Raw genomic sequence first — 16,299 nt, 5'->3', positions numbered from 1 at the left:
TTCCTGTGACCCGCATCGAAAGCGTGCGCCACGCGGCTGACGTGACCAAGGACAGCGTGCGGCACGCCGCGGAGGTGGCGGCACCGTACACGAGCACGGCCAAGGACGGTGCCGTGCACTACGGCAGGCAGGCCGGTGTCTACGGCAAGCACGTCGGAGCGATGGCGAAGCAGCAGTACGACGCGAAGCTGGCCGACCGCGTCGAGCAAGTGGTGGAGCAAGTCCGTGAGCAGGCGGCCGCGGCCGTACCGCCCAAGGCCGTCGAGGCGGTGGAGACGGCGGCCAAGCGCACCCGGAAGGGCGCGAAGGCCGCCGCCGTCTACACCGCGCCGGTGGTCGGCACCGCCGTGGCGGCCACCAAGGCCACCAAGGCGGCGGCCGGGCCCGCCAAGGACGAGGTGGTGCTGCGTGGCGGCGCGGCACTGCACGCCCTGCGCGGTCAGGTGTCCGCCGCGGACATCGACCGGCTGGTCCGGCGCCGGACGCGCCGGGCGAAGACCGGCCGGGTCTTCCGCGGGCTGGTCATCGTCGGGCTGGCCGGCGGCGCCGCTGTCGCGGCGTTCAAGTGGTGGAGCAGGCAGTCGAATCCGGACTGGCTGGTAGAGCCGTCGCAGGCGACGGACCCGCTGGAGGACGCGGACCGCGCGGCGATGAACGGCAGTGGCACGCTCACCGTGGTCGATCCGCTGGAGGAGACGCTGGCCGACGAGAGCGGGGTCCCGCTCAACGGCTCGGACCGGGTGGACCGGGTCGACGGCCAGGGGCTCGACCCGGAGGTGGAGGCGAAGCAGGCCGACGCGGACCACCGGGACGACGACCGCTGAGCTCGTTCTCAGTTCTCGGCACGACCGTCTGGCGGCTGGGGCGGCGGGAACCCGAAGGGGGTTCCCGCCGCCCCAGCCGTCTTTCCCGGCCGGCGTCTCCCCCGCTGATGCGGAGGGTCATGTTCCACGTGGAACATGACCCTCCGTCAGTGCGGCGCACTCCAGCGCCCCCGGCGTGAAGTACACAGGGGCGCACACCAGTTGCCGATCGGCTCATAACGTGCGCCTCCTTCGCGCCTGCGCTCCGACAAATGGGTGAGTTTTCGCCAGAGTGATTGCCCTTCCATCCCCTGGATGGCTCAATGAAGGCATCCAAACCGGTGGGCCGCCCATCCCTCTCCGGGGGAGCGCGGCAGCTGGCCCCGATCGCCGACTGTCCTTGCTTTGCACGGACCCAGACAGCGTTTGACGCCGTCCTGTCGCGATGGGCACCCCCGTAGAGGGTCATTTGGATTCGTCAGCCGGTGTCGCTTTCCGACACCGGCTGATGTGGCCTCCGGCACCGTAAACGAGCCAGCGCCTTTCCCCACTCCTCCGTGACGCCCCCACGCGCGGCGGACCAGTGAGTCGGCGTCTTCGAGCGGGACTTCTCCCACCGGGACGGCAGGCATGTCACCGCCGTTCCGCTGTGTCCCACCCACATCCCGGGCGACATCCCGGCGACGTCCCGGAAGGGCCACAGACCGATCAGAGCGGTACAAGCAGGAGGACGACCATGCCTATCAGCCCGAACCAGGGATCCACCGGCGGCGGCACGACCGTCACCATCACCGGCACCAACCTCACGGGGACCAGCGCGGTGCACTTCGGCGCCAAGCTCGCCACCGCCGTCACCAACGTCTCGCCCACCCAGGTCACCGCTGTCTCGCCGTCCGGCTCCGGCACGGTCGGCGTGACCGTGACCACCCCCGGCGGCACCAGCAACCCGATCTCGTTCTTCTACGTCGGCGCGCCGTTCAAGTCCGGCCTCAGCTCCTCCTCGGGGAGCACCGCGGGCGGCAACACCATCACCATCAGCGGCACCGGCCTGTCGACGGCCACCAGCGTGGCCTTCGGCGCCAACTCGGCCGTCCCGACCGTGGTGTCGGACAGCCTGATCAGTGTCGTGGTGCCCGCGGGCGCCGCGGCCGGACCGGTGGGGGTCAGCGTGACCACCGCCGGGGGCACCAACAACGGCCTGTCGTACACCTACATCGACGTCCCGACCATCACCGCGATCGCACCGGACTCCGGCCCGACGTCCGGTGGCACCGCGGTGACCATCACCGGCACCAACCTCGCCAGCACCGAGCAGGTCGCCTTCGACGGAGCGCCGGCGCCCTTCTCGGTCATCAACGCGACCACGGTGTCGGCCGTCACCCCGCCCGGAGCCGCCGGCGCGGTCGACGTCACCGTCTCCAACCCGGCCGGCACGGCCACGGACGCCGACGCCTACACCTACGTGGCGGGCCCCGGCATCTGACCGGCCGTCGGTCCGGGGCCGGGGATCGCGCGATCCCCGGCCCCGGGCGGACCCCGGCCCGGCCTCCACGCCACACCGACCACCACCATTGACCACCGTCACCGGGAGCGCGACTCCCGGTGACGGTGGCCCCTGCGCACAACCTGCCCACGAGCCCCACGAGGAGAACAGCCGTGGAGATCCCGGAGAACCCACCGTCCACCGCCGACCGGTCCCTGGCGCCCCTGGTCGCCCCCGTCATCAACGTGAGCAGTCCCGCCTCCGGACTGGCCGGCACCACCGTCACCCTGACCGGCAGCGGCTTCACCGGTGTCACAGCGGTCACCTTCGGGGGCACCCCCGCGAGTTCGTTCACCGTGGTCTCCGCGACCAGGATCACCGCGGTCGCGCCGGCCGGTTCCGGCACCGTCCAGATCGTCGTCACCACCACGGGCGGCACCAGCAACGGCATCGGCTTCACCTACACCGTCGCCACCCCGGTGATCGCTTCGGTGGCGCCGAACCAGGGGCCGGTGGCGGGCGGCAACACCGTCACGCTGACGGGCAGCGCCTTCACCGGCGCCACGGCCGTCCGCTTCGGCACCACGGCCGCCGCCTTCACCATCGTGTCGGCGACCCAGGTCACCGCCACCGCCCCCGCGGGCGCGGGTACGGTCGGCGTCACCATCACCACCCCCGGCGGTACGAGCAACGCCGTTTCCTACACCTATGTCTCCGCCCCGGCGCTCACTTCGGTGACCCCCAATCAGGGGCCGCTGGCGGGCGGCAACACCGTCACCCTGACCGGCACCAACCTCACCGCGGCCACCGCGGTCACCTTCGGGGGCGCCCCAGCCGGTTCCTTCACCGTGGTGTCGGCGACCCAGATCACCGCCACCCCGCCCGCCGCGCCGGCCGGACCCGTCGCGGTCGTCGTGACCACCCCGGGCGGCAGCACACCGGGCGACGTCTTCTACTACTACCTGACCGCACCGGTGCTCACCGGCGTATCCCCCGCCTCCGGCCCCACCGCCGGCGGCAACACCGTCATCCTCACCGGCACCGGTCTCGTCACGGCCACCGCGGTCCACTTCGGCGCCACCGCCGCCACCTTCACGGTCGTCTCCGACGTCCAGATCAACGCGGTCGCCCCGGCCGGGGCAGCCGGCAGCACCGCCCTGACCGTCGTCACCCCCGGCGGCACGAGCAACGCCGTCCCCTACGCCTACGCCGCCGCCCCGGGCCTCACCGCGATCGCCCCCAACCAGGGCCCGCTGGCCGGCGGCACCATCGTGACCCTCACGGGTTCGAACCTCACCGGGGCCACCGCCGTCCTCTTCGGCTCGACCCCCGCCGCCTTCACCGCGGTCTCGGACACCCAGCTCACCGCCACCGCCCCACCCGGCCCGGCCGGCCCGGTCTCCGTCACCGCCACCACCCCCGGCGGCACCACCCCCGCCCTCCCCTTCACCCGCCTGTCCCCACCCGGCATCTGACCCCCACCCCAACACGCCGGCGGCCCCTCCACCCGAACCGGGCGAAGGGGCCGCTGACCTGTGAAGGGAAACGTGGAGCCTAGGGGATTCGAACCCCTGACATCTGCCTTGCAAATTCTTCCGGGGTAGGTTCGTGAGCTGGGGGATGAGGGTGGTGGGGCGCTGACCTGGGGAAACTTCCGCCACTGGTTGCCACTGGTGGTGGCGGTCTTCGCGGGGCATGTGTGCTGGATGCGTGCCGCTGAGGGAGGCTCCACGTGATGCCATCTACTTTCCCTGTCCCGGCGCCCAAGCGGCGTTGAGGAGTAAGCGGCGGAAGGCATGAGACCCGTGTCTGGTCTGCGGCGGAGCGCCGAATGACTCTGTCACGCGATCCCACATTGTCATGCGTCAGCCTCAGACGGAGGTCTACGGGCGCGCTGCGGATGTCGCTGGAGCTGCAGCTTCTGCCGAATCTGACCGAACGAGACCGCGCTGCGGGTGGACGGCGCAGCGTGCGCCCAACGACTCCTGCCGGACGCCGTCGATGGGGCGAACATCAGCCGTGGTCTCCCCAAGGTCGCAAGACGCGTGGAGTAAGGGAGCAACAGTGAACCTCTGAATCGAAAGTGATCCTTTTCTCAAACGCGAAAGATCCACACTGCAAATCCGCTGTTCACCTGCTATGACATCGCGTTCAGGACTTCCTATGTAGTCGTCATAGATGTCATAGGTGTTTATAGGTCATGGCCTGGTCGGCACACGACCCTGCCTCCCGTAGGGCAACCACGTTGGTGTGCAAGCCCGTTGGACAGGACCATGGGGCCATGAACCGAACTTTCTCTGCCCCCATCGAGGCGGAGGGTCTTCGTATGACCCAGCAGGAGACAATCGAGTGGCTGCTGACACGCTCCCAGCGCTACAGCGAAGCCGTTCCGATCCGCCGCGCCTTCGTACAAGACACGGAACCCGTGCGCGGCCTGGTAACGAAGCCGGGACCACTGCGAAAGCTGATACGCAGCCCCCGCGCTCTTGACCTGCTGCTCATCACCTATGCCGTCACTGCCGGCGGCGACTTCGCGGTCACCGAGAGATCAGAAACGTGGGGCCGTGCGGCTGGCATCAGCTTCGACACTACCGGCTCGGCCAGTGCCGCGGTCTCCCGCCAGTGGGCAAGGCTGGAGAAGGTCGGGCTCATCAAACGCAGCACTGACGGCCGCAGGACGCAGATCACCAAGCTGCTCGAGGATGGCCTCGGGAATCCGTATACGCTCCCCTCCGGTAGCGAGACGGGCTCGCGCAAGGACGTCTATTTCAAGCTGCCTTTCGCCTACTGGTACGACGGTCTCCACAACCGCCTGGATATGCCCGCGAAGGTCGTGATGCTGATCGGCATGAGCCAGCGAAAGGCCCGGTTCGCGCTTCCCCAGACCCAGGCGTTCGCCGACTGGTACGGCCTGTCGGCGGCCACCGTGCGCCGGGGCATCGAGGAGCTGTCCACGGCCGAACTCCTGGATCAGGTCGGCAGCGAGCCGTACATCACTGGCGAGACAGCCACCGGCTGGGGAGTACGAACCTTGTACGCGTTCCGGCCGCCCTATCACCTGAACGTCAACAAGACCGACCGAGAAAGCGCGGTCGCCAACGCGGCCGTGTCAGACGACGGCCAGCCCGTCAGCGCGACACCCACGCTGCTGGACTTCTCCTGATGGGCGGTAACGCCCGATGCATGCGGGTGGTCAGAACGGCGGCTCGTCCGGGTACGACGTGCGCGCGGGAGTCGCCCACGGATCCGTCACTCCCCATCCCGAGCGCCGGGGAGCAGGTACCGGCCGCGGGGCGTCCAGGGCCTCATTCCACAGATCACGGAGGCTCTTGCGGTGCGAGGGCCCCTCGTCGTACCCACCTTCCCAGCGCTCAACATCCGGGTCGATCCCCGCCCGCGCGCACAGCACCGTCAGCGTGGCATCCACTACCTGCCAGCTGATAGGGACGGTCTTGCCTCGCAGCATCCTGCGGATGGTCTCCCGGCTCGCGGTGAACGTATCGAACCGCGCCTCGATGTCTTCGGTGATGAGCCGCAATGCTGGGCGGCCTGCCTCCCGGTAGTAGAAGAACAACTCCTCCACGAACTTGCGCTGCGGGCTGGCCGGCAGTTCCGACTCATCCGGCATTTTCAGGACTTGTGCCATCGCACCTCCCCCGTTCGTCATGGCTACGAAAGTCTACTGACGACAACTCTTGGCACATGTAAAACCCGCAATGACCCACGATGACAACCGATAAACCCGCACTGACCAGCACAAACCCGAGTAGCCAACTACTCCGGCTGTGCTTTCAGACTGGTACCGAGGCACCTCAGCGGCATCAAAAGCCCATCGGTGAAAACGCCACACGGCGCCGCCACCGGGCTCTGTGTGCCGACGAACACGCCCAGCGGCGTCAGCCATCGCCCGGAAAAGGCGACGGCCCCCTGTTCCAGCAGGGAGCCGCCCATTTGAGGGAACCGACCGAACCGAACCAAGGAGGATGACCCGATCAGCACCGACAACGACCCTACGGCCCAGAAACAGCGCCGGGAACCCGAGCAACAGCCTCCTGTGTCCAAACCCGCCAGCCGATCTGCCTCTCGCAAACTCGCCGCGCTGGCCGAGGAGACCGGGCGCCAGATGATACAAGGCGCCGCCACAGCCCTCGGCAGCCTCATGATCACTGCATTCACGTACTGGATCAACCACCGATGAGCTGAGGTGCCGGTCACGCCTCCATAGCGGGACCGGCACCCTCAACGCTCTCGACCGTGAACAGCGGCCGCCCCCGGGGGAGGCTGCAGCATTGTCCGATTCAGCCGACTGCCCGCGTGCGATCTCTTGAGGCAGCACGACACACATGACTTCCCTTCTGGTCACTTCAAGGCACCCAGGCTGCCGAGAATCAGAATGAAAAGGGTGAGCGAGACACCACAAGCTGCGCCTCCGCGCACGATGCAGCTTGGCATTCGCGCGCCTTCTGCTCGGGTCAGAATGCCGGCCAGCAGACCCACGTTGATCGATGCGAGCATCGCCACCAAGACGAGCAGCACCCTGATGCTGAACGACAGATGCAACGTGAACCTCCGCTGGACGTACGGGTGGGGTGAACGGCTTGAGCATCCACGTCCGGCTTCGACTACGGCTATGATTCCCAACTACCTGAGAACTACTCAGGACTATGCGGCACTACGAGAGGTGAAGCATGGGGAGACGGCCGAAGCCACTCAACCCGAACGACCCCCTTCACGCCTTTGCCATCGAACTCATCGGGCTCCGAGACGCTGCTGGCCCCGCCGGTAGGATCAAGGCCACCTGTGACCAGGTAGGGGTCACCCGCACTACCTACTACGCTTGGCTGGCGGGGAAGCAACTGCCTGGCCGAGACGTCCTGGAGCTCACTGTGAGAGCGTGGGGCGGTGACCCGGCTTACTGGCTGGCGTGTCGCCGGAAGGCGGAAACCGCCCTAGCCGAGGCGGCCTTACAGCGCCTCCAACAGGCCAGAATGCGGCAGGCGGTACAGGACGCCCGCGCGTATGAGGTCAGTAGGCGAGCGCTACCACCGCAAGCTGGCCAATCCTCCGAGCCCTCAATCCCTTCAAGCGGTGATCGTGCACGGCGCCGACGCGTCGACGAGGCACGTCGGGCCCTCAGTTTGCTGGGGTTCGATGCCGAACGCTCCAACGAGCGCTCCGCCCTGGTGCTGCTCGCACTGTTGGAGCTCGGTCCGGAAGCCGAGTGGCAGGAAGCTGAGCGGCCCATACTGCGCACGGTGCAGATCATGCAGTGGCTTCGTGACGCATACGGCAAGGACTACAAACCCAACACACGGGAGACTATCCGCCGATTTACGCTGCACCAGTTTGTTGAAGCGGGACTTGTCGTGCAGAACCCCGACCAACCAGATCGCCCAGTTAACTCGCCCAAGTGGTGCTTTCAGGTCTCTCAGCGAGCTCACGCGCTGCTGTGCTCACATGGGACATCTGAGTTCGTCCACCGCGCACAGGCCTACCGTCAGTGATCAATGTGTGGACCGGCCACGCGGTACGTGATGAAGGGTCATGCCACTGCCGCGACGACGAATCGATACGTGATCACTACGGAGGCTTCATGAGCTGGGCGTGGCGGATCGCCGAAGCCGAGCTGGCCACATCCCTGCCTCGGAGATGGGCACATTCGCAGGGTGTCGCCGCGCGGGCAGCCCAACTGGCAGGGGTGGCGGGAGATGGTGCCCCAACGCTGGCGGCGTCTGCCGTCCTGCACGATGTGGGGTACGCGCCCCGGCTGGCGGTCACCGGGTTCCATCCGTTGGACGGGGCACGGTTTCTGCGGGACGAGCACGGGGCCGATGAGCGGGTGACGCGGCTCGTGGCAAATCACTCGTTGGCGTTGTTGGAGGCGGAGGAGCGGGGGCTGCGGGAGGTGTTGGAGGCCGAGTTTCCGCTGCCGGAAGACCAATTGCTGGTGGATGCGCTGGTGTACTGCGACATGACGACGACGCCTGACGGGGAGCCGACGACCGCGCGGGAGCGGGTGGCGGAGATCGTCGGGCGGTATGGGGCGGACAGCCTTGTGGGGCGGTTCATTCGGCGGGCAGAGCCGGAGATTTACGCGGCGGTGGCGCGGGTGGAGGCGGCGATGGGGGACGCTCAGCCGAGGTAGGGGTAGGTGCCGGCGAGGTAGTCGCCGATCTGCTGGCGCATGCTCGCGTGGATGTCGTACGCGTCCAGGTCGTCGGGCTGGACCCAACGGACGCCGTCGGCCTCGTCGTTGATGGTCGGCTCGCCGCCGACCGGGCGACCGATGTAGGTGTTCTCGTACTGCTGGCGGATCTCGCCGTCGGTGTAGGCGACGATGTGGTGGGGGTTGGTGTAGACGCCGAGGAAGCCGGTGAGCTCGGCGATGATGCCGGTCTCTTCCAAGCATTCGCGCACCGCGCACTGGGCGGCGGTCTCGCCGATGTCCTGGGCCCCGCCGGGCAGCGCCCATTGGCCGGTGTCGCGGCGGCGCTGGAGGAGGATCGCGCCGGATTCGTCGACGACCAGGAGGTTGCTGGCGGGGATGAGGGTGTTGGCCTTGGGGGCGTCGGGATCGTTGTAGTACTCAGTCCTGCCCATGCGCGGCGGTCCCTTCGTGGTCGGGCGTCCAGGGGCGTGCGCCGGCCCAGACGGCGTCGAAGCTGTGAGCGTACGTGTCGAACCAGCCGTTGGTCTCTGCCCACTTGAGGTGGAGGACGGGGTTGGCGCTGGCGGGCTGGCCGTAGATGTGCGGGTTGGCCAGCAGGGTGTCGTCGTAGCGGAAGAGCGAGGTGTAGAGGGTGGTGTCGTGCAGTCGCACTTCGCAGCCGGTCACCGTTAACAGCGAGCGGTAATACGTCAGGGATGCGCGGATCTTGGCGGCCAGGGTGTCGCCGATGCCTTCTTCGCGGCCCCGGATGGTGACTGCCTGGCCGCTCGGGTCGCCGAAGCACAGCCGTACGCGGACGCCGTCGGCGGCGCGGGCGGCGAGCATGCGGGCGACGTGCGGGTTGCTCTGGGCGAAGAAGGTGCCGGAGAAGACGAGGACGTCGATCTGTTCCTGGGCTTGTTGGAGCAGGCCGAGCCAGGTCTCGCGCGGGACGCTGGCCCGGTTCGGGTACGTGCCGAGCAGTTCCGTGCCCTGGGCGCCGGCCGCCGGCCTGCTCAGGGCCTGTGGGGCGGGCCAGAGGAAGGTCTCCTCCACGCGGAGGTGCTGGGCGACGCGGTGGCGGTGCCGGGGGTGGGGGATGCGTCCGCCGAGCCAGCGGCCGACGGTCTTGGGGTCCACTTCGCACGCCTCGGCGAGCAACTCGGGAGTGACGCCGCGCTGGGCGAGTACGGAGTGGAGTCGCTCGTTCACAGAAGCCATACAAGTGCAGGGTGCGGCAGGTGAGCAAGCCCGTTTGGTCGAACGTCGGCGGAATCGATGGTTCCCGATGGGCACCTAGGCTGGCCGTATGGCGCTCATCGTCCTGTGGGACATCGACCACACGCTCATCGACAACGCCGGTGTGAGCAAGGAGATTTACGCCGCCGCGTACGAGGCGGTGACGGGAAGCCGTCCGGTTGAGCCGGCGGTCACCGAGGGGCGTACGGACCGCCTGATCATGCGGGACATGTTCGGCCGGAACGGTGTGGCCGAGCCGCCTTGGCCGGACGTTGAAGCCGCGCTGATCCAGGCGGGAGCGGAACGGCTCGGAGCGCTTCAAGTTCGTGGAATAGCGCTGCCCGGAGTGCAGGACGTGCTCAAGGCGGCTGCCGCACAACCTGGTTGGGTCTCTTCGGTGCTGACCGGCAACATCGCCGCCAACGCCCGTGTGAAGCTCTCGGCGTTCGGCCTGGACGCGCTCCTGGACCTGCCGGTCGGGGCGTACGGCGCCGACGCCGAGGAACGGCCGCATCTGGTCGGCGTCGCCCGACGCCGTATTCACCGCGACCGCAACCTGTCCGCCGGGACTCCCGTCGTCCTGGTCGGCGACACGCCCCGGGACGTCGAGGCCGCCCTAACCTCGGGCGCGCACATCATCGCCGTGGCCACCGGCGTCGACAGCCCCGCCGCACTCGAAGCCGCCGGCGCCCCCGTCGTCCTGCCTGACCTGTCCGACACCGACCGCGTCCTTCGCCTCCTGGAGGACATCGCGCGGTCCTGAAAACGTCCCAGGACGTCCTTGGCGCGTCCCTTTACGCGGTGACGCGGTCCCGTGCCGCCCGGCCACGATCAGGGCCTCAACCAGGCACCACGCCCAGGGAGGTCGCCATGATCACGGAGATCACCGGCATCAAGACGATCCGGATGCTGTACCTGCAACTGCTCTACCGCTGCAACTTCGCCTGCCAGCACTGCTTCCACGGTGAACGCCTCCAGCACGCCGACGCGTTCACGCTCGAAGAGGCCATCACGCTGATGCGGCTGATGCACAAGGAGTACGGCACCGAGGCGGTCAATCTTCTCGGCGGCGAGCCCTTCGTCTACAAGGACCTGCCCGAGGTCGTCCGGTACGCCAAGCAGGAGCTGGGCCTGCACGTGGAGATCTGCACCAACGGCTACCGCATCGAACGCCGCCTCACCGAGATCGCCCCCCACCTCGACCTGCTGCGGATCTCGCTGGAGGGCATCGGCGCCACCAACGACGCCATCCGGAAGTTCGGCAGCTACCAGGGCGCCCTGTCCGCCCTGGCCCACGCCCGCGACCTTGGCATCCCCACCGGCGCCACCATGACCGTCAACGCCCGCAACATCGACGAAGTCCTGCCGCTCGCCCGCACCCTCCAGTACTACGGCGCAAGGCAGTTGAAGCTCCACCACCTGCGTCCGGTCGGCAACGCCGCCCACCACCCCGAACTCCTCATCACCGGCACCGCCGCGTACGGCCGCCTGCGCGAGCAGCTCCGCGCCGCCGACGACCTCACCATCGAGATCATCGTGGACGAGGACCTTTCGGAAGACGGCGCACCCGAGGTCTGCGAACCGCTCAGCGCCGCCGCCATCCCCCGCATCGAGGCCGACCCGCGCGGCGCGCTCACGATGTCCTGCAAGGCGGTCGGGAAGGACGCGCATGCCTTCTGGTACGACAAGGAAGCCGGGCACGTGGTCCACCGGCCCTCCGCCACCGACGAACTCGCCCTCGCCGTGCCCGGCGTGGTCTACGCCCGTGCCTGAGCAGCCGCTCTTCGAGAGCCTCGAAGGATTACGCGGCACCGGGAAGTCCACCGTCGCCCCGCTGCTCGCGGAAGCCCGAGGCGCCGCCCTCGTCCCCACCGTGCCCGCGCTCTACCACCCGCTGCGCCGGGAGATCGACGCACGGGACAACGTCGAGGCCCGGATGGCGTTCTACCTCTCCGCCCTGTTCGCGGCCACCGACGACATCCGCGCGCATCTGTCCGCCGGCACCCCCGTCGTCGTGGACAGCTACTTCGCCCGCTGCCTCGCCAACCACCGCGCCTACGGCTCCCGCCTCGGCATCACCCTGCCGCCGGATCTGCCGGAGCCGGTCACGTACAGCCTCGTCTGCGACGAGAACGAGCGCCGGCGCAGGCTCGCCGCCCGCCACAAGCCGACCTCACGCTGGGACGGCCTCGCCGAAGAGGTCGCCGAGCAGATCACCCACGCGTACGCCCCCTTCCCGATGCATCGCGTGAACACCACGGGCCGCACGCCCGCACAGGTCGTCCACGCCATCCTCGACGTCACTGCCCAAGGAGTCAGCGGTGCAGACCCTGAGCCGGTGGGAGCACACCCTCACCTTCTTCCCCCAGTTCCGCGCGGCCCTGTCGGAACACGTCGGCCCTGATGCCACCGTGCTGGTGATCGGTGCGAGCGACGGCAGGCTGGTTCTGCCGCTGGCCGCAGCCGGCCACCGTGTCACCGCGATCGAACGAGACCCAGTCGCTCTTCGGGGTGGACTCGTCCGCCTGCCCGACGGCACCGAGGCTCACGCCCCCGGCCTGACCGAGCGGCTTCAGCAGGAAGAGCTGTCCGCCCGCGTGGACATCGTGGAAGGGAACTTCCTCGACGCCAGCCTGCCCGCCGACGCGCAGTACGACGCCGTCTGGACGAGCTGCTCCTGGCATTACAGTGCCAACCACGACCGGCCACTGGCCGACTTCATCACCCGCATGCAGGGCCTGGTGCGCGTCCACGGTCTGTTCGGCGCCGAGTTCATGATGCCCGTCACCGCCCGGCAGCACCTGAGCGAGCATTACACGTCCCCCGAACGACTCAGCCCGCTCTTCTCAGACGGCTGGAACATTCAACTGACCCTGCGGTCAGGCCAGTACGTCGAACGCCCGCACATCGGTCAGCCCCACCCGCACACCCACCGCATGGGCCTGCTCCTGGCGACCCGCACCAACCCCGTGACCCCTGAAAGGGCATGAAGCGATCATGAAGCACGAGTACGAAGCGAAGTTCCTCGCCGTCGATGTCGCCGGACTCCAGGCCAAGCTCGCGGCCCTGGGCGCCGTCCAGGCGTTCCCCCGCACCCTGCTCACCCGGAAGATCTTCGAGAGCGACGTCCTCGACGGCTCCCAGTGGGTGCGCCTGCGCAACGAGGGCACCCGCACGACCCTCACGCTCAAGCAGGTCACCGACGCCACGTCCATCCACGGGACGACCGAGATCGAGACCGAGGTCGGCGACCTCCACGCCATGGCCGAGATCCTCACCAACCTCGGCCTGCACGAGGTCCGTTACCAGGAGAACTTCCGCGAGGAATGGCAGCTCGGCGACGTCGCCTTCGACTTCGACACCTGGCCCGACCTCCCCACCTTCCTGGAGATCGAAGGCCCCGACGAACCGTCCGTCCGCGACGCCGCAGCCCGCCTCGGCCTCGACTACACCGCCGCCCGTTTCGGCAGCGTCGACACCATCTACAAGAGCGAAGCCAGCCGCGACATCCTCGCCGAACCCACCCTCCTCTTCGCCGACGCCAGCAAGAGCGCGGAGCCCACGGCAGCCTCGCAACGTCAGTGATTGCCGGAGCACAGCCGTGCTGACGGAGCTCTCCCTCCAGCATCGCGTCATCCCCGGGATCGCCGCCTTCGCCCGCGGCGGCCTCCCGGAACCAGCGACGACCGACGACGGCAACGACTGGAACGACGGCTACTGCTGGCTGTTCTGCGGCCAGCAGTGGACCCGCGTCCTATGGATCGGCCCGGCGAACGTCGCCGGAGCCCAGGCCCCGATGTACGCCTGCAGTCCCTGCATCATCGAACTCCAGGAACGGGTCTGGCAGGCCATCCTCCTCGCCGATGGTCCAGCCGAGCCCAGATCAGTCCCACCGTCGGAGCCGGGACGCTTGCCAGCAAAGACCGGCGGCGCGCGGCACCGACGTCGCCGGGTCTAGCTGCGGAAGCCGTTCACCTGGCCGCGGATGCAATAAAGATGGGTCCGGCCTCATGGAGGGGTCCACCAACGCGGTGGACCCCTCCGAGCTGCCCGGCGGTCGGTTGGTGGCGACCTACGACCTCCTGGGTGTCCGTCGGTCAGGCGCGGCGGCCGGTCGCGACGCCTGTACGTGTGCCGAGGCTGCTGGCGTACCTCCGGCGGTGGTGCTGCGGGCTTGGGCTGCCTGGGCGCGGCGGTTCGGGGTCGCGGTGAGGCGCCAGTTGATGACTTCGGCGGGTGATTGGGCGCTGTCGAGTTCGCGTCCGGCTGCTACCTGTCGGAGGAGGTTCGGGACGTGGTGACCTGCGGTTTCGGCTTGGGCGAGTGTGGTCGCCAGTGCGGGCCAGGCGGGGTCGGTCAGGATGCGGTCTGCCTGGTCGGGGATGGTCTGACGGACGGCGGTCTCGAATCGCTGGGCGATCTCTGGGCGCGGGGTGCGGTGGGCGAGGTCGGCCAAGACCGGCGCTGCGGCTTGCTGATAGCCGGCGCGCAGGTGGGTGACAGTGGCGTGGGCGGCGGCTGCCTGTTGCTGGTAGCCGCGCTGTTCGTACCAGTGGGCGGCGGCGATGGCCAGTTGGAGGAGAGCGAAGATGACGGCTACGGCGAGGCCGCCGGGGTCCGACGGGGCGTGGACGAGGTTTTTGGCCGTTGCTCGCATGGCTGCTGCGGAGATGTGGTCGGCGCGGATGACGGAGCGGCGGGCGCGGTTGAACTCGGCTGCCGCCGCGCGGAGTTCAGCCCGAGTGTCTGGCAGGGCACTGCGGGCAGCGGTGTGCAGGAGATCTCCGAGCGCGGCGAGATGGGCCTGCGCCGCTGCGTCGTCGCCGCTGTCCAGGACCGTGGCGGTGTCGTGCAGGGCTTCGTACGCGTGCGCCCAGGGATTCTCGGGACGCGGCCGGGCGACGGGGTATCCGGCGGCCTGCTGGGTGGTGAGGACTTCCCGGATTCGGTTGAGGGACAGGTCGGGGGCGAGCGTGGAGCCGCTGAAGTAGACCGGTTCGCCAGCGGTGTTGGTATCGCCGGGGGCGGCGAGGCTGTAGCCGGTGACCTCACCGGTCTGCGGGCCGATGCGCTTCTTGGCCTTGATGCCGAGCGTGCTCAGGACGGTGAAGAACTCCTCCTCGCTGCGGGCGGACGCCAGGACCGCGTATGCCTGGTCGCGCAGCCATTCGCGGCTGGTGACCGCCGCGCCCATGCGGTCGGCTTTGGCCCGCTCGGCGCTGGTGGGGTTCTCGGGGGCTGTCATGTCACCGGACTTGAGCTGCCGCAGCCCGAACTCCTTCTCGATCTCCCGGCACGCCTTCTGCGCGCGGGCGCCGTCCCTGTGGGTGTTGGGGCGGCGGCCGTCCTCGCGGACGCTGGTGGCCATGATGTGGATGTGGTCCCCCGCGTGTCGTACGGCGATCCACCGGCAGCCGGAGTCATCGTCTCGGGGAGCGATGCCGGTGGCCTCAACGACGCGGCGTGCTACCTCGGCCCACTCCTCGTCGGTGAGGTAGTGGTCGCCGGGGGCGGTGCGGACGGGGCAGTGCCACACGTACTGCGGCACCTTCTTCCCGGTTCGCTGCTCGCGCACGCGCACCGGCTGGTCGAGATATTTCGCGAGGTCGGTGAGCGCGTCCTGGCGCTCGCTCAAGGCGAGGCGGCCGGGGTCGGGGAGCCCGGGGAGGGCGAAGGCGGCGACGATGTGCGGGTCGGTGTGCTCGTCGCGGCGGCCGGGCCCGAAGAGGTAGGCGAGCAGGCCGCGGGTGCGCTCTCCGGTGGAGACGTCAGGCACCATGACGGCACCCCGCGATGGTGTGCTGCAGGGCGCGGCGGGCCGCTCGGGCGGCGGCGTCCAGTTCGTCCAGGACCTCGTCGGCACGGTCTGACAGCAGGCCCATGTGAGCGGCACGGGTGATCTGGTTGAGGTTGATGCCGATGCGGTGGAACTCCCGCTGCATCTTCCCGAACCGGACCATCAGGTCCTGGGTGGCCTGCGGCGACGGCAGCGGCGGGATCCCGGAAGGGCGCTGGTCGGGCAGGTAGGCGTGGGCGAACGCCAGCGCTGCGTCCATCAGGTAGGCGGAACGGGACCGCTTCGCCTCCCGTGCCGCCTGGTCGATGAACTCACGCTCGGCCGGTTCAGCTGAACACGTCAGCTGCACGGTGCGCTTGAGGCCGGAACGCGGCCGGTACAGCACCTCGCTCAACGGTCGGCGGGTGATGCCGTCCGGGTCGGGCTCGTCATCGGCTGGCGCGCAGCGCACAGCATCGGCTCGGTCGTTGGCGTCGCGGTCGGGGGGTTGTTCCTGGTCCTGGTGGAGGCCGCGCTCGGCCTCCCCTGACTTGGTCTGGGCCCCGTGGGCCCGGTCGGTGCCGGCCCCCGTGGGGGCGGGTTCAAGCGCGAAGTCCGCATCGCCCCCGGCGATGTGGACTTCGCTCCAGCTTGCTCCGTCTGAGTGACCGCCTGCGTTACCCATGAGCGTCCGACCGATCCGCGCGAAGACTCCGGGCTTGGAGCGACGATCGTCTTCCAGGGTTCCGGGGACTCCCGGGTTGTTGTCGGGCTGGTTCATGGTCGTGCTCCTGGGTGTGGGCATGGTGGTGTGCGACCCGTCCCACCCGTTGCATGGCTGGTCAGCCAG

General features: G+C 68.8%; 18 protein-coding genes. 12 read left to right on the top strand and 6 right to left on the bottom strand.

What is annotated here, in order from left to right; translation table 11 throughout:
- The first annotated feature begins 5 nt into the window (after window positions 1-5).
- The 4 genes from ACFO3J_RS22335 (at window position 6) to ACFO3J_RS22320 (ending at window position 5,449) form a co-directional block, all read left to right on the top strand.
- A complete protein-coding gene (locus ACFO3J_RS22335; RefSeq protein ID WP_386431909.1) occupies window positions 6-824 on the top strand; it encodes a DUF5324 family protein in 819 nt (272 codons plus the stop codon).
- A gap of 715 nt (window positions 825-1,539) precedes the next feature.
- The gene (locus ACFO3J_RS22330) at window positions 1,540-2,286 is read left to right on the top strand and encodes an IPT/TIG domain-containing protein (RefSeq protein WP_386431906.1); all 747 of its coding nucleotides are present in this window, start codon (window positions 1,540-1,542) and stop codon (window positions 2,284-2,286) included.
- A 173-nt stretch (window positions 2,287-2,459) separates the two neighbouring features.
- Entirely contained in the window at window positions 2,460-3,761 is a 1,302-nt protein-coding gene (locus ACFO3J_RS22325; RefSeq protein WP_386431905.1) for an IPT/TIG domain-containing protein, read from the top strand.
- A gap of 851 nt (window positions 3,762-4,612) precedes the next feature.
- The gene (locus ACFO3J_RS22320) at window positions 4,613-5,449 is read left to right on the top strand and encodes a hypothetical protein (protein WP_386431902.1); all 837 of its coding nucleotides are present in this window, start codon (window positions 4,613-4,615) and stop codon (window positions 5,447-5,449) included.
- Window positions 5,450-5,479: 30 nt separating this feature from the next.
- Here ACFO3J_RS22320 and ACFO3J_RS22315 read toward each other — a convergent pair whose 3' ends face one another.
- Both ACFO3J_RS22315 and ACFO3J_RS22310 read right to left on the bottom strand, forming a co-directional pair.
- Window positions 5,480-5,932, bottom strand: a complete 453-nt coding sequence (locus ACFO3J_RS22315) for a hypothetical protein (RefSeq protein WP_386431900.1) — start codon at window positions 5,930-5,932, stop codon at window positions 5,480-5,482.
- Window positions 5,933-6,645: 713 nt separating this feature from the next.
- Entirely contained in the window at window positions 6,646-6,846 is a 201-nt protein-coding gene (locus ACFO3J_RS22310; RefSeq protein ID WP_386431897.1) for a hypothetical protein, read from the bottom strand.
- Window positions 6,847-6,974: 128 nt separating this feature from the next.
- On the opposite strand from ACFO3J_RS22310, the gene ACFO3J_RS22305 reads away from it, so the two are divergent.
- The gene (locus ACFO3J_RS22305; protein WP_386431894.1) at window positions 6,975-7,790 is read left to right on the top strand and encodes a hypothetical protein; all 816 of its coding nucleotides are present in this window, start codon (window positions 6,975-6,977) and stop codon (window positions 7,788-7,790) included.
- 89 nt (window positions 7,791-7,879) lie between these two features.
- Window positions 7,880-8,431, top strand: coding sequence for an HD domain-containing protein (locus ACFO3J_RS22300; RefSeq protein WP_386431891.1), 552 nt, complete (start codon window positions 7,880-7,882; stop codon window positions 8,429-8,431).
- On the opposite strand, the gene ACFO3J_RS22295 is transcribed toward ACFO3J_RS22300, so the two are convergent.
- Window positions 8,419-8,886: an NUDIX hydrolase gene (locus ACFO3J_RS22295; RefSeq protein WP_386431888.1), complete on the bottom strand. Its 468-nt coding sequence runs from the start codon at window positions 8,884-8,886 to the stop codon at window positions 8,419-8,421. The genes ACFO3J_RS22300 and ACFO3J_RS22295 overlap by 13 nt on opposite strands.
- Window positions 8,873-9,646 carry an XRE family transcriptional regulator gene (locus ACFO3J_RS22290; RefSeq protein WP_386431885.1) on the bottom strand — a complete coding sequence of 258 codons (774 nt, stop codon included), beginning with the start codon at window positions 9,644-9,646 and terminating at the stop codon, window positions 8,873-8,875. Before ACFO3J_RS22290 ends, ACFO3J_RS22295 begins: the two co-directional genes overlap by 14 nt.
- Window positions 9,647-9,743: 97 nt before the next feature.
- On the opposite strand from ACFO3J_RS22290, the gene ACFO3J_RS22285 reads away from it, so the two are divergent.
- From ACFO3J_RS22285 to ACFO3J_RS22260, 6 genes are all read left to right on the top strand, one after another.
- The gene (locus tag ACFO3J_RS22285; protein ID WP_386431882.1) at window positions 9,744-10,436 is read left to right on the top strand and encodes an HAD family hydrolase; all 693 of its coding nucleotides are present in this window, start codon (window positions 9,744-9,746) and stop codon (window positions 10,434-10,436) included.
- A 107-nt stretch (window positions 10,437-10,543) separates the two neighbouring features.
- Window positions 10,544-11,446: a radical SAM protein gene (locus tag ACFO3J_RS22280; protein ID WP_386431879.1), complete on the top strand. Its 903-nt coding sequence runs from the start codon at window positions 10,544-10,546 to the stop codon at window positions 11,444-11,446.
- Complete coding sequence (locus ACFO3J_RS22275; RefSeq protein WP_386431876.1) at window positions 11,439-12,077, top strand: AAA family ATPase; 639 nt, start codon at window positions 11,439-11,441, stop codon at window positions 12,075-12,077. The genes ACFO3J_RS22280 and ACFO3J_RS22275 overlap by 8 nt, the downstream gene beginning before the upstream one ends.
- Window positions 11,995-12,663 carry a class I SAM-dependent methyltransferase gene (locus tag ACFO3J_RS22270; protein WP_386431874.1) on the top strand — a complete coding sequence of 223 codons (669 nt, stop codon included), beginning with the start codon at window positions 11,995-11,997 and terminating at the stop codon, window positions 12,661-12,663. Before ACFO3J_RS22275 ends, ACFO3J_RS22270 begins: the two co-directional genes overlap by 83 nt.
- A gap of 7 nt (window positions 12,664-12,670) precedes the next feature.
- Window positions 12,671-13,258 (top strand): class IV adenylate cyclase, encoded by a 588-nt coding sequence (locus tag ACFO3J_RS22265; RefSeq protein WP_386431871.1) that lies wholly within the window; start codon window positions 12,671-12,673, stop codon window positions 13,256-13,258.
- A 16-nt stretch (window positions 13,259-13,274) separates the two neighbouring features.
- Window positions 13,275-13,631: a hypothetical protein gene (locus ACFO3J_RS22260; RefSeq protein ID WP_386431868.1), complete on the top strand. Its 357-nt coding sequence runs from the start codon at window positions 13,275-13,277 to the stop codon at window positions 13,629-13,631.
- 114 nt (window positions 13,632-13,745) lie between these two features.
- On the opposite strand, the gene ACFO3J_RS22255 is transcribed toward ACFO3J_RS22260, so the two are convergent.
- Together ACFO3J_RS22255 and ACFO3J_RS22250 are read right to left on the bottom strand one after the other, a co-directional pair.
- Window positions 13,746-15,452, bottom strand: a complete 1,707-nt coding sequence (locus ACFO3J_RS22255) for a relaxase/mobilization nuclease domain-containing protein (RefSeq protein WP_386431866.1) — start codon at window positions 15,450-15,452, stop codon at window positions 13,746-13,748.
- Entirely contained in the window at window positions 15,442-16,230 is a 789-nt protein-coding gene (locus tag ACFO3J_RS22250; protein ID WP_386431863.1) for a plasmid mobilization protein, read from the bottom strand. The genes ACFO3J_RS22255 and ACFO3J_RS22250 overlap by 11 nt, the downstream gene beginning before the upstream one ends.
- Window positions 16,231-16,299 lie beyond the last annotated feature (69 nt).

It is taken from the genome of Streptomyces polygonati (assembly GCF_042650325.1).
GTDB lineage: Bacteria > Actinomycetota > Actinomycetes > Streptomycetales > Streptomycetaceae > Actinacidiphila > Actinacidiphila polygonati.
The sequence above is the reverse complement of the archived record's forward strand: the minus strand, read 5'-3'. Positions and strand labels throughout refer to the sequence as shown.

Coding starts and splice junctions, on each gene's coding strand:
- ACFO3J_RS22305 (WP_386431894.1), top strand. CDS start 6,975: ATGGGGAGACGGCCGAAGCCACTCAACCCGAACGACCCCCTTCACGCC.
- ACFO3J_RS22315 (WP_386431900.1), bottom strand. CDS start 5,932: ATGGCACAAGTCCTGAAAATGCCGGATGAGTCGGAACTGCCGGCCAGC.
- ACFO3J_RS22300 (WP_386431891.1), top strand. CDS start 7,880: ATGAGCTGGGCGTGGCGGATCGCCGAAGCCGAGCTGGCCACATCCCTG.
- ACFO3J_RS22330 (WP_386431906.1), top strand. CDS start 1,540: ATGCCTATCAGCCCGAACCAGGGATCCACCGGCGGCGGCACGACCGTC.
- ACFO3J_RS22280 (WP_386431879.1), top strand. CDS start 10,544: ATGATCACGGAGATCACCGGCATCAAGACGATCCGGATGCTGTACCTG.
- ACFO3J_RS22255 (WP_386431866.1), bottom strand. CDS start 15,452: ATGGTGCCTGACGTCTCCACCGGAGAGCGCACCCGCGGCCTGCTCGCC.
- ACFO3J_RS22265 (WP_386431871.1), top strand. CDS start 12,671: ATGAAGCACGAGTACGAAGCGAAGTTCCTCGCCGTCGATGTCGCCGGA.
- ACFO3J_RS22250 (WP_386431863.1), bottom strand. CDS start 16,230: ATGAACCAGCCCGACAACAACCCGGGAGTCCCCGGAACCCTGGAAGAC.
- ACFO3J_RS22295 (WP_386431888.1), bottom strand. CDS start 8,886: ATGGGCAGGACTGAGTACTACAACGATCCCGACGCCCCCAAGGCCAAC.
- ACFO3J_RS22320 (WP_386431902.1), top strand. CDS start 4,613: ATGACCCAGCAGGAGACAATCGAGTGGCTGCTGACACGCTCCCAGCGC.
- ACFO3J_RS22285 (WP_386431882.1), top strand. CDS start 9,744: ATGGCGCTCATCGTCCTGTGGGACATCGACCACACGCTCATCGACAAC.